This window comes from Kitasatospora sp. NPDC056327 (assembly GCF_042261735.1).
In the GTDB taxonomy this organism is placed as follows: Bacteria; Actinomycetota; Actinomycetes; order Streptomycetales; family Streptomycetaceae; genus Kitasatospora.
In genome coordinates this window covers 1-12,810 of the sequence record NZ_JBHJRC010000241.1, presented here as the reverse complement: position 1 = coordinate 12,810, position 12,810 = coordinate 1, and the positions used below count along the sequence as shown (strand labels likewise).

Genomic DNA, 12,810 nt, shown 5'->3' with positions numbered 1-12,810 from the left:
CGTAAGGCGCGGGACCGGGCCTCCGCCGTGTCCGGGGCCCGGTCCCTAAGGCCCCCGGGCCCCGGAAGATCCGGCAGGCTGCCGATGCCGCCCGCCCCCCTGGGAGAGGAGTCTCTACTCGGCACGAGAGAGACACCGAGACCCACGAGGGGAACCACCGTGATCGAGTACGAGCTCATCAAGCAGCAGGAGCAGGAACTCCGGGCCCTGGCCGAGCACCAGCGTCTGGTCCGCGAGGCCAGGACCGCCGGGCGCGCCGCCCGGCGCCCGGTCACCGGCTTCCGCCTGCAGCGGCGGGCCGTCCGCCCGACCGAATGCTGACGGACCGGCACCCGGGTGCCGGGCGGGGCCCGGTGCCGGGAACGGAGCGGGGAACGGAGGGGGAGGCGCGACGGGGGAGCGCCTCCCCCTCCGGGCGTCCGGGGGGCGGAATAACCCCTCGGACGCCACAGGCCGTCTGTGGCATGCTCGCCTCCATGCAGCTGACCTCGGTGAGTCCCGTCTTCGTCGGCCGTGACCCGGAGCTCACCGATCTGACGGCCGCGCTGGGGAGGGCCGGCACCGGAGCGCCGCAGACCGTGCTGATCGGCGGCGAGGCGGGCGTCGGCAAGACCCGGCTGCTGGAGGAGTTCCTCCAGGTGGCCTGCGACCGCGGCGCGCTCACCACCCTCGGCGGCTGCCTCGAAGTCGGTGCCGAGGGCCTGCCGTTCGCACCGCTGGCCACCGCGCTGCGCCGGCTGCACCGCGCCGTGGGGCCCGACCTGGAGACCGCCGCGGCCGGCCTGGAGGGCCACCTCGCCCGGCTGCTGCCCGACTTCGGCGAGGCCGACGGCGAACCCAACGACGAGTACGGCCGGGCCCGGCTGTTCGAGCACACCGCGAGGCTGTTCGAACGGCTCGGCACGGACCGTACCCTCGTGCTCGCCGTCGAGGACCTGCACTGGTCCGACCGCTCCACCCGGGAGCTGCTCGCCTACCTGGTCCGCACCCTGCACCGGGCCCGCGTCCTGCTGGTCGCCACCTACCGCAGCGACGACCTGCACCGCCGCCACCCGCTGCGGCCCTTCCTCGCCGAGCTGGACCGGCTGCGCACGGTGGACCGGATGGAGCTGGAACGGTTCGGCCCCCGCGAGGTCGCCGCCCAGCTGGCCGGCATCCTCGGCCCCGGGGCGGCCGACCGGCAGCTGGCCGAGCACATCCACCGCCGTTCCGAGGGCAACCCGTTCTTCGTCGAGGAGCTGGCCACCGCCGTCCGCGAGGGCTGTTCGGACGGGCTGCCCGACTCGCTGCGGGACATCCTGCTGGTCCGGGTCGAGGCTCTGGACGAGGACACCCAGCGGGTGCTGCGGATCGCCGCCGAGGGCGGCTCCTACGTCGAACACGCCCTGCTCGCCGCCGTCCTGGAGGACGAGGAGCAGCTGATCGACTCGCTGCGCTCGGCGGTCGGCGCCAACATCCTGCGGCCGGACACCGACGGGGACGGCTACCGGTTCCGGCACGCGCTGGTCCGCGAGGCCGTCTCGGACGACCTGCTGCCCGGCGAGCGGCACCGGATCAACCGCCGCTTCGCCGCGGCGCTGGAGGCCGACCCGCTGCTGGTCGCCGCCGACGTCCGGCCGGCCCGGCTGGCCAACTACTGGTACCACGCGCACGATCCGGCGCGGGCCCTGCCGACCGCGCTGGACGCCGCCCGGGCGGCCCGCCGCCGCAACGCCTTCGCCGAGCAGCTGCGCATGCTGGAGCGGGCCCTGGAACTGTGGGACGACGTTCCCGGGGCGCAGCCGGCCGGCCCGCTGCGCCCGTACGACTGGGCCGAGACCTACCCGCCGTGCTCCTGCGACACGGACGCCCACGACGAGGGCTGTCACCAGCTGCGGCTGATCGACGTGCTCGCCGAGGCGGTGGTCGCGGCCCGCCGCAGCGGCGACCGGGAGCGCGGGCTGAGCCTCGCCCGGCGGGCGCTGAAGCTCGTCGACGAGACCGCGCACCCGGCCCGCGCCGCGTGGTTCCGGATCAACCGGGCCCGGATGCTCGGCCACCTGCGCCGCTCCGGGGACACCGACGAGATCGCCCACGCGTACCGGCTGGTCGAGCACCTGCCGCCGTCCGCCGTCCAGGCCGAGGTGTTCGCCCTCGGGGCCGGCACCGGGGTGCTCTCCCACCCCCGCCGGGAGCTGGTGGAGCTCGCCGAGCGGGCCGCCCGGATCGCCCGCGAGGTGGGCGCGCACGCGGTCGAGCAGCACGCCCTGATGACGCTCGGCGGGCTCCGCAACGACCTGGACTCGGACCCGGAGGCCGCGATCGCCCAGCTGACCGCGGCGATCGAGGCCAGCCGCCGGCTCGGCGCCCCCGACCTGCTGCTGCGCGGCCTCAACAACCTCGCCTCGCTGCTGCGCGGCCTCGGCCGGGCCGAGGAGGCCGTCGCACTGGCCCGGGAGGGGCTGGACTCGGCCCGCGGCAACGGCCTGCAGCGCAACATCGGCACCATCCTGACCGGGAACCTCGTCGAGGCGCTGATGGACCTCGGGCGGACCGGCGAGGCGGAGCGGCTGCTGGCCGAGAGCGACCCGGCGGGCCAGAGCGGCACGCACGCCGAGTTCCTGGACCGGATGCGCGGCGAACTCGCCCTCCTCCGGGGCGACCTGGCCGGCGCCGCCGCACTGGCCGCGCAGGCCCGGGCGGCCAACCGGGTCGGCCAGATCCAGCACTCCGTGCCGATCGGCCGGCTCGCGCTGCGGGTCGCCGCCCGGACCGGCCGCCCGCTGGAGGCCAGGGCCGAGCTGCTCGCCGCGCTGGACGAGGACTTCCCCTGCGGCTACCTGGCCGACCTCTACCCGCTGCTGGTCGACGGCGCGACCGCCGAGGCGGACAGCCGGGGCCTGCCGGCGGCCGAGGAGGGCCGGGCCGCGGTGCTGGCCAGGATCGCGGGGACGGCCGCCCGGCTGGTCCCCACGGCGCCGCTGCACCACGGCTGGGCGCGGCTGCTGGAGGCCGAGCTCGCCCGGGCGGAGGGGGTGGCCACGCCGGACCACTGGAGCGCCGCGGTCGAGCGGCTGCGCCCGACCGGGCTGCCCTACCCGCTGGCGCTCGCGCTGCTGCGGGCCGGCGAGGCCGAGGTGATCGCCGGGCGCCGCGAGGCCGGGACGGAACTGCTGCGCGAGGCGCGGGAGCTGGCGTCCGTCCGGGGGGACGCCGGGCTGCGCGCCGAGATCGACGCCCTGGCGGAGCGGGCGGGGCTCACGGTGACCGCGGGGCGTCCGGGGCCGGTCGTCCCGGTGCCGGCCGGGGGTTCCTTCGGGCTCACCCCCCGTGAGCGGGACGTGCTCCGGTTGCTCGCCCGGGGGCGCACCAACCGGCAGATCGCCGAGGAACTGTACATCTCGCCGAAGACCGCGAGCGTGCACGTGTCCAACATCCTCGGCAAGCTCGCGGTGACCGGCCGGGGCGAGGCGGCCGCGCTGGCCCACCGCCTGCGGCTGTTCCCCGAGGACCTGGCCCCGGCGGGGCGCTGACCGCCCGGCGTCCGGGCCCGCCGCCGTGCCCCGCGACCCCGGCCCCGGTGCGTCCGCCGGCCGGCCCGTCGGCCGGCGGACCGCGGGCGGTCCGGCCGATGCCGGGCGGGCGCCGCCGCGTGCTCCCGTGCGCGCCGCGTGAGCCCCCGAACGCGCGCCCCCGCCAACCGGCCCGTTCCGGCGGAATCGGGTGCAATTCCACACCCCGGGGCCATTACTCTAAGTTGAGTGTGCGTGTCATTGAGTGACCGAAGTGGTGTAGGGTCCCGGACGGGAACATCGGTGTGGCGAGGCGGCCGGCAGGCCCCCCGCCCCCTGGGCCACCGCCCCGACGGGGCGCCAGGTCACCGCGTACGGCCACCAGGCGCGCGGCCGGTGGTCCGTGACCGGGGCGCGAGGCCCCGGGCCGGAGGGGGAGAGGCCGAGTGAGCTCCACCGACGCGGTGCTGCCCGGAGCCGGACGGCCGGAGGCGCTCGACGCCGGCCCGTCCGTGGCCGGGCCGCCCGCGCACCAGCAGGCGGCGGCCGTCCGGACCGTGACCGTCCCGCCCCCGCCGCGCCCGCCCCGGTACGCCGTGCGCGCGAGCGGACCGGCCGTTCCGGGCCCGCCCCGCCGCGGACCCGGACCGCTGCGCCGGGCGCTGCACAGCCGCAGGCTCCCCGGAGCCGTCCTCGGCGTGCTCTGCCTCACCTACGCCCTCGGCGCGGCGCTCGGCTGGGGCTCCCGCCAGGTCGCCGTCTTCATGGGCGACTTCGGCCTGGCCGCCGCCGCCCTCGCCGCCGCGCTCTCCTGCCTCGCGTACGGCTGCACGGTCGGCGGCCACGCCCGCCCGGCCTGGCTGCTCTTCGGCCTCTCCTCGCTCATGGTCGCCTTCGGCAACGGCACCTGGGGCTGGTACGAGCTGGTCGAACGGACCCAGCTGCCGCCGAACTCGCTCGCCGAGTACGCCTTCCTGCTGTTCGCCCCGCTCGCCATCACCGGTGTCCTGGTGCTCGCCCAGCGCCCGCGCACCGCCGCCGGCTGGCTCTGCCTGCTGCTGGACGGCTGGCTGGTGGCCGGCTCGCTGTTCACCCTGAGCTGGAGCCTCGCGCTCGGCCGCACCGCCGCCGGCGAGGCCGGCTCCCCGCTGCGGCTGGCCCTCAACCTGGCCTACCCGGTGCTGGACATCCTGCTCGTCTCGCTGGTCGTGGGCCTGCGCTTCGGCGGCCGGGACGGCAACCGGGCCGCCGTCCACACCGCCATGGTCGGCCTCGCCGTCACGGTGCTCTGCGACGCCCTGTTCACCTCGCCGGAGCTGCGCAGCAGCTACCACTCCGGCGAGCTGCTGGACGCCGGCTGGTTCGCCGGCAGCCTGCTGCTGGCCTGGGCCCCGTGGTCCCCGCGCTGGCGCCGGCCGCTGCGCGAGCACCCCGCCCTCGGCGGCCTGCCGCGCCGCCGGGTCGCCACCACCTTCAGCGCGCTCACCCCGTACGCCGCCGCCGCCGTCTGCACCGCCGGGATCCTCTACAACGCCCTCGGCGGGCGCTCGCTGGACCGGGTGGTGGCCGCGGCCGCCTGCACCGTCGGCCTGGCGCTGATCCTGCGGCAGGGCATCATGCTGCTCGACAACCTCTCGCTGGCGCAGGAACTCGCCCACAAGGAGGCGCACTTCCGCTCCCTGGTGCAGGGCTCCAGCGACGTCATCATGATCGCCGGTGCCAACGGCGTGCTCTCCTACGTCTCCCCGGCCGCGCTCGGCGTCTACGGACGCGACCCGGAGGAGCTGGTCGGCGGCAACCTGCTCGACCTCATCCACCCCGACGACGTCGACCGGGTGCTGCTGGAGGTCCGCCGCTTCCTGGCCCGCGGCCGGCTGGCGGCCCACCGCGACCCGGGCGCCGAACCGCTGCCCGCGGCGCGGGTGGAGTGCCGGATCGGCTCCGGCTCCGGCGAGTGGCTGCACGTCGAGTCGACCGTCGACCGGTACCGCGACGGCCTCATCCTGAACAGCCGCGACGTCACCGAACGCGTCATGCTGCAGGCCCAGTTGCAGCACAACGCCTTCCACGACCCGCTCACCGACCTGCCCAACCGGGCGCTGTTCACCCAGCGGCTGCGCACCGCGCTGGCCACCCGCGGTCCGCAGGACGAGGCCGGCGCCGGGGTCGCGGTGCTCTTCCTCGACCTGGACGGCTTCAAGGCGGTCAACGACTCGGCCGGCCACCAGGTCGGCGACGAGCTGCTGGTCCAGGCCGCCCGCCGGCTCCAGGGCGCCGTCCGCGGCGGGGACACCGTCGCCCGGTTCGGCGGCGACGAGTTCGCCGCCCTGGTCTGCGGACCGCTCGGCCGCCTCCAGGTCCAGGAACTCGCCGAACGGCTGCGCACCGCGCTCTCCGAGCCCTACTGGATCGGCGGCAGCGAACTCAGCGTCGCCGCCAGCATCGGCATCGCCTTCGGCACCCCCGAGCGCGGCCCGGCCGCCGACCCGCGCGCCGCCGCCGACGAGCTGATGCGCAACGCCGACCTCGCGATGTACCGCGCCAAGTCCGAGGGCAAGGGCCGGGTGATGCTCTACACCCCGGCCATGCGCGCCGACCTGGAGCGCCGCACCGAGCTCGACGAGCGGCTGCGGGCGGCCGTCCGTGAGGGCGGCTTCGCGCTGCTCCACCAGCCCGTGGTGGACCTCGCGAGCGGCGCGGTCACCGCCGTCGAGGCCCAGGCCCGCTGGCGCTCCGCGCAGGGGCTGCTGCTCACCCCCGCCGAGTTCCTGCGCTCCACCGAGCACGGCGACGCCTCCGCACGGTTCGCCCGCTGGCTGGTCCGCGAGGCGGTGTCCGCCGCGGCCCTGCGCCGGGGCCTGCCGGGCCGCGGCCGGGCCGGGCAGCCACCGGTCCCGGTGTCGGTCCGGTTCTCCGCCGAGCGGCTCTGCGCGCCCGGCCTGTACGAGACGGTGGCCGCCGCGCTGCGCGAGAGCGGGCTGCCCGGCGGCCAGTTGATCGTCGAGGTGGCCCGCACGGGGCCGGACGAGCTGGCCGACGAACTCGGCCGCCGGCTGGCCGCGCTGCGCAGGCTCGGCGTCTCCACCGCGATGGCCGGCTTCGGGGCCGGCAGCGGCTCGCTCGGCGCGCTCGTCCGGCTGCCCCTGGACGGCCTCAAGCTGGACCGCTCGCTGGTCCGGGACCTCGGCGACTCCCCGCTCGCCCGTACCCTGGCCGGGCACGCCCTGCGGCTCGGCCGCGACCTCGGCCTGGTCACCGGGGCCGAGGGCGCCGACCTGCCCCGGCAGGTGGCCGTGCTGCAGGAGCTCGGCTGCCGCCAGGCGCAGGGCTCGGCCTTCTCGGCGCCGCTGGACGAGACCCGGCTGCGGCGCGCCCTGGCCCGCCGCGGGTACCCGGTGCCCCGGCCGCCCGGTCCGCCGGCCCGGCACGGCTTCCTGGCCCCGGACACCCGGACGAGTGGCCGGGGGGAGGCCGGCGGGGGGCGCGCCGCGGCCCGGCACAGCCCCTCCGACCTGCCCGAACACCCGGCCGTGGCGGGTCCGGGAACCGGTCCGCATGGCGAGACTGTCGTCCCACCTGCTTGACAGTCGACCCTCGGCGGGAGGAAGGTCGTTGCCATGCGCACCCGAATTCTCGTACTTGGCGGGCGCGTCGGCTGAGCGGGCCATGCCCTGCTTGTGACAGACCGACGCGCCACCCCTCGCATGCCCTTGGGCACGAGGGGTTTTTTGTTGCACCGACGCTGTTCCACCACCGCAAGACCCCTGGCCCCGAGGCCCCTCGAAAGGGACGATTGGGGCAGAGCCGGCGATCGGCCCGCAAGCGGGACCCCACCCCTCGACCCCCGGGGCCCGCAACCACCGGGCCGGCCAGAACCGAGAAGAGACAGGCAGATGACCGAGCACGCCGCATCCCCCCGCCGCGGGGACACCCCGGCCGCCCACGCTCCCGCTCCCCAGCACGTCGTCGAGACCATGACCGGCGCCCAGTCGCTCATCCGCTCGCTGGAGGCCGTCGGCGCGGACACCGTCTTCGGCATCCCCGGCGGGGCCATCCTTCCCGCGTACGACCCGCTGATGGACTCCACCAAGGTCCGTCACATCCTGGTCCGCCACGAGCAGGGCGCCGGTCACGCGGCCACCGGCTACGCCCAGGCCACCGGCCGGGTCGGCGTCTGCATGGCGACCTCGGGCCCGGGGGCCACCAACCTGGTCACGCCGATCGCCGACGCGTACATGGACTCGGTGCCGATCGTCGCGATCACCGGCCAGGTCGCCTCCAAGGCGATCGGCACGGACGCCTTCCAGGAGGCGGACATCTGCGGCATCACCATGCCGATCACCAAGCACAACTACCTGGTCACCGACCCGGCCGAGATCCCCCGGGTGATCGCCGAGGCGTTCCACATCGCGGCCACCGGCCGGCCCGGCCCGGTCCTGGTCGACATCGCCAAGGACGCCCTGCAGGCCACCACCACCTTCCGCTGGCCGGTCGAGACCTCGCTGCCCGGCTACCGCCCGGTGACCAAGCCGCACGCCAAGCAGATCCGCGAGGCCGCGAAGCTGCTGGTCACCTCCCGGCGCCCGGTCCTGTACGTCGGCGGCGGCGTCATCAAGGCCGGGGCCACCGCGGAGCTGCGGATCCTGGCCGAGCTCACCGGCGCCCCGGTGGTCACCACCCTGATGGCGCTCGGCGCGTTCCCGGACAGCCACCCGCAGCACCTGGGCATGCCCGGCATGCACGGCACCGTCCCGGCCGTCACCGCGCTGCAGAAGGCGGACCTGCTCTTCACCCTCGGTGCCCGCTTCGACGACCGGGTCACCGGCAAGCTGGACAGCTTCGCGCCGTACGCCAAGGTCGTCCATGCGGACATCGACCCGGCCGAGATCGGCAAGAACCGCCCGGCCGACGTGCCGATCGTCGGCGACGCCCGCGAGGTGCTGGCCGACCTCATCGTCGCCGTCCAGGCCGAGTTCGACGCCGGCCACAAGGGCGACTACGGCGACTGGTGGGAGCGGCTCGACGAGTGGAAGCGGACCTACCCGGTGGGCCACGAGCCCGGTCCGGACGGCCGGCTCGCCCCGCAGCAGGTCATCGAGCGGATCGGCCGGCTGGTCGGCCCGGACGCGATCTACGCGGCGGGCGTCGGCCAGCACCAGATGTGGAGCTCGCAGTTCATCCAGTTCGAGAAGCCGGGCACCTGGCTCAACTCCGGCGGCGCCGGGACCATGGGCTACGCCGTGCCGGCCGCGATGGGCGCCAAGGCCGGCCGCCCGGAGACGGCGGTCTGGGCGATCGACGGCGACGGCTGCTTCCAGATGACCAACCAGGAGCTGGTCACCTGCGCCCTGAACGACATCCCGATCAAGGTCGCGGTCATCAACAACGGCTCGCTGGGCATGGTCCGGCAGTGGCAGACGCTGTTCTACAACCAGCGCTACTCCAACACCGTGCTGCACTCCGGCCCCGGCCACGACGGCATCGAGCCGCCGGCCCAGGGCACCCGGATCCCCGACTTCGTGCTGCTCGCCGAGGCGATGGGCTGCGTCGGCCTGCGCTGCGAGCGCCCCGAGGACCTCGACGCGGTGATCAAGCAGGCCATGGAGATCAACGACCGCCCGGTGGTCATCGACTTCATCGTGCACCAGGACGCCATGGTCTGGCCGATGGTCGCGGCGGGCACCAGCAACGACGAGATCCAGTTCGCCCGCGGTGTGCGTCCCGACTTCGGCGACGACCTCGACTGAGCCCCCTCCGGAACGACCAAGGGAACCCACGACCCATGTCCAAGCACACCCTCTCCGTCCTGGTCGAGAACAAGCCCGGCGTGCTCGCCCGGATCGCCGCGCTGTTCTCCCGCAGGGGCTTCAACATCGACTCCCTCGCCGTCGGCCCCACCGAGCATCCGGACGTGTCCCGGATGACCATCGTGGTCAACGTCGAGGACCTCCCGCTGGAACAGGTCACCAAGCAGCTCAACAAGCTCGTCAACGTGATAAAGATCGTCGAACTCGACCAGTCCGCTGCGATCCAGCGCGAACTGGTCCTGGTGAAGGTCCGCGCCGACAACGAGACCCGGTCGCAGATCGTCGAGATCGTCCAGCTGTTCCGCGCCAAGACGGTCGACGTGTCCCCGGACGCGGTGACCATCGAGGCCACCGGCAGCTCGGACAAGCTGGAGGCCATGCTCCGGATGCTGGAGCCCTACGGCGTCAAGGAGTTGGTCCAGTCCGGCCTGGTGGCCATCGGACGCGGCGCCCGTTCGATCACGGACCGCTCGCTGCGCGCCCTGGACCGCAGCGCCTGACGCCCCGGCGTCATCCGCCGCCGTCTCAATCCCTGAAGCACCGCCCCACCCCGACGCCGGGTCCGCCTACGGTAGGAACCACCGCAGACCAGGCAAACCACTCGCAAGGAGATGTGCCCCCGTGGCCGAGCTGTTCTACGAAGACGACGCCGACCTGTCCATCATCCAGGGCCGCAAGGTCGCGGTCATCGGCTACGGCAGCCAGGGCCACGCCCACGCGCTGTCCCTGCGCGACTCGGGCGCGGACGTCCGCGTCGGCCTGAAGCCGGAGTCGAAGTCCCGCCAGAAGGCCGAGGAGGCCGGCCTGCGCGTGGTCACCCCCGCCGAGGCCGCCGCCGAGGCCGACGTCATCATGATCCTGGTCCCGGACCCCATCCAGGCCGACGTCTACGAGGCGGACATCGCCCCGCACCTGAACGCCGGCGACGCCCTGTTCTTCGGCCACGGCCTGAACATCCGCTTCGGCTTCATCAAGCCCCCGGCCGACGTCGACGTCTGCATGGTCGCTCCGAAGGGCCCGGGCCACCTGGTCCGCCGCCAGTACGAGGAGGGCCGCGGCGTCCCCGCGATCGTCGCGGTCGAGCAGGACGCCACCGGCAAGGCCTTCGACCTGGCGCTGTCCTACGCCAAGGGCCTGGGCGCCACCAAGGCCGGTGTCATCAAGACCACCTTCACCGAGGAGACCGAGACCGACCTGTTCGGTGAGCAGGCTGTCCTCTGCGGTGGCACCGCCGCCCTGGTCAAGGCCGGTTTCGAGACCCTGGTCGAGGCCGGCTACCAGCCGGAGATCGCCTACTTCGAGTGCCTGCACGAGCTGAAGCTCATCGTCGACCTGATGTACGAGGGCGGCCTGGAGAAGATGCGCTGGTCGGTCTCCGAGACCGCCGAGTGGGGCGACTACGTCACCGGCCCGCGGATCATCACCGAGGACACCAAGAAGGAGATGCGCAAGGTCCTCGCCGAGATCCAGGACGGCACCTTCGCCAACACCTGGATCGCCGAGTACAAGGCCGGTCTGCCCAAGTACAACGAGTACAAGAAGGCCGACGAGGACCACCTGCTGGAGACCACCGGCAAGAAGCTCCGCAAGCTGATGAGCTGGGTCAAGGAAGAGGCCTGAGCAACCTCCGGCCGGCCTCCGGCCGGCCCCGGGCGAGCACGGGATCGGACCCTCTCGATTTTGTAACGCCCTTGTACAACTAGGCTGCTCCCGTCCGGGTGATTTCGCCGGACGGGAGCAGCCCGGTACCCCGCCCGTCGATACACTTCCGAGTGCGCGTCAGGCCCACAGCGTCGTGCGTCTACCTACGCGGCATGCCACCTTCCCCCGCCCTCCACGCCACCTTCGTGCCCGGGGGAACCGGACAGTTAAGGACACACTGTCGTGAGCAAATCCGTAGTTCTGATCGCCGAAGAGCTCTCGCCGGCCACGGTCGACGCCCTGGGCCCCGACTTCGAGATCCGCCACTGCAACGGTGCGGACCGCACCGAGCTGCTGGCCGCGATCGCCGACGTCGACGCCGTCCTGATCCGCTCCGCCACCAGGATCGACGCCGAGGCGCTGGCCGCGGCCCGCAAGCTCAAGGTCGTCGCCCGGGCCGGCGTCGGCCTCGACAACGTGGACGTCTCCGCCGCCACCAAGGCCGGCGTCATGGTCGTGAACGCGCCGACCTCCAACATCGTCACCGCCGCCGAGCTCGCCTGCGGCCTGCTGATCTCCGTCGCCCGCAACATCGCGCCGGCCAACGCCGCGCTCAAGGGCGGCGAGTGGAAGCGCAACAAGTACACCGGCGTGGAGCTGAGCGAGAAGGTCCTCGGCGTCGTCGGCCTCGGCCGGATCGGCGTGCTGGTCGCCCAGCGGATGTCCGCGTTCGGCATGAAGATCGTCGCGTACGACCCCTACATCCAGGCCGCCCGTGCCGCGCAGATGGGCGTCAAGCTGGTCTCGCTGGAGGAGCTGCTGGAGGTCTCGGACTTCATCACCGTTCACCTCCCGAAGACCCCGGAGACCCTCGGCCTGATCGGCGACGAGGCGCTGCACAAGGTCAAGCCGTCCGTCCGGATCGTCAACGCGGCCCGCGGCGGCATCGTCGACGAGGACGCGCTGCTCAGCGCCCTGCGCGACGGCCGGGTGGCCGGCGCCGGCCTGGACGTGTACGCCAAGGAGCCGTGCACCGACTCCCCGCTGTTCGCCCTGGACAACGTGGTGGCCACCCCGCACCTGGGCGCCTCGACCGACGAGGCCCAGGAGAAGGCCGGCATCGCGGTCGCCAGGTCGGTGCGCCTCGCGCTGGCCGGCGAGCTGGTGCCGGACGCGGTCAACGTCCAGGGCGGTGTGATCGCCGAGGACGTCCGCCCGGGCCTGCCGCTGGCCGAGAAGCTCGGCCGGATCTTCACCGCGCTGGCCGGCGAGGTGGCCGTCCGGCTCGACGTCGAGGTGCGCGGCGAGATCACCCAGCACGACGTCAAGGTGCTCGAACTGTCCGCCCTCAAGGGTGTGTTCGAGGACGTCGTGGCGGAGACGGTGTCCTACGTCAACGCCCCGCTGTTCGCCCAGGAGCGCGGCGTCGAGGTGCGGCTGACCACCTCCAGCGAGAGCCCGGAGCACCGCAACGTCATCACCGTGCGCGGCACCCTGGCGGACGGCGACGAGATCGCCGTCTCCGGCACGCTGGCCGGCCCCAAGCAGGTCCAGAAGATCGTCGGCGTGGACGCCTTCGACGTGGACGTGGCGCTCACCGACCACATGGCCTTCTTCAAGTACGAGGACCGCCCCGGCGTGGTCGGCGTCCTCGGCCGCCACCTCGGCGACGCCGGCATCAACATCGCCGGCATGCAGGTCGCCCGCGACGGCAGCGGCGCGCTGGCCTCCCTCACGGTGGACAGCGAGATCCCGCAGGAGGTGCTGTCGGTCATCGCCGCCGAGATCGGCGCCCGCTTCGCCCGCTCGGTGGACCTGGGCGACTGACCCCGGCAACGCCCTGACCAGGGCCCGGACCGGGGGGGGGCCGG

At 74.1% G+C, this 12,810-nt stretch carries 7 protein-coding genes; all 7 read left to right on the top strand.

Annotated features, from left to right (window positions below):
- Nucleotides 1-159 precede the first annotated feature (159 nt).
- The 7 genes from ACFCX4_RS27610 (at nt 160) to serA (ending at nt 12,766) form a co-directional block, all read left to right on the top strand.
- Nucleotides 160-321: a hypothetical protein gene (locus ACFCX4_RS27610; protein ID WP_376147820.1), complete on the top strand. Its 162-nt coding sequence runs from the start codon at nt 160-162 to the stop codon at nt 319-321.
- Between the two features lie 155 nt (nt 322-476).
- A complete protein-coding gene (locus ACFCX4_RS27605; RefSeq protein WP_376147817.1) occupies nt 477-3,512 on the top strand; it encodes an AAA family ATPase in 3,036 nt (1,011 codons plus the stop codon).
- A 629-nt stretch (nt 3,513-4,141) separates the two neighbouring features.
- Nucleotides 4,142-7,075 (top strand): putative bifunctional diguanylate cyclase/phosphodiesterase, encoded by a 2,934-nt coding sequence (locus ACFCX4_RS27600; protein WP_376147823.1) that lies wholly within the window; start codon nt 4,142-4,144, stop codon nt 7,073-7,075.
- Nucleotides 7,076-7,384: 309 nt separating this feature from the next.
- Complete coding sequence (locus ACFCX4_RS27595) at nt 7,385-9,238, top strand: acetolactate synthase large subunit (protein WP_376147814.1); 1,854 nt, start codon at nt 7,385-7,387, stop codon at nt 9,236-9,238.
- A 35-nt stretch (nt 9,239-9,273) separates the two neighbouring features.
- Complete coding sequence (gene ilvN / locus ACFCX4_RS27590; RefSeq protein WP_148642822.1) at nt 9,274-9,798, top strand: acetolactate synthase small subunit; 525 nt, start codon at nt 9,274-9,276, stop codon at nt 9,796-9,798.
- Nucleotides 9,799-9,919: 121 nt separating this feature from the next.
- Nucleotides 9,920-10,918, top strand: coding sequence for a ketol-acid reductoisomerase (gene ilvC, locus ACFCX4_RS27585; RefSeq protein ID WP_376147809.1), 999 nt, complete (start codon nt 9,920-9,922; stop codon nt 10,916-10,918).
- A 264-nt stretch (nt 10,919-11,182) separates the two neighbouring features.
- Complete coding sequence (serA, locus tag ACFCX4_RS27580; RefSeq protein WP_376147806.1) at nt 11,183-12,766, top strand: phosphoglycerate dehydrogenase; 1,584 nt, start codon at nt 11,183-11,185, stop codon at nt 12,764-12,766.
- Nucleotides 12,767-12,810: the final 44 nt, after the last annotated feature.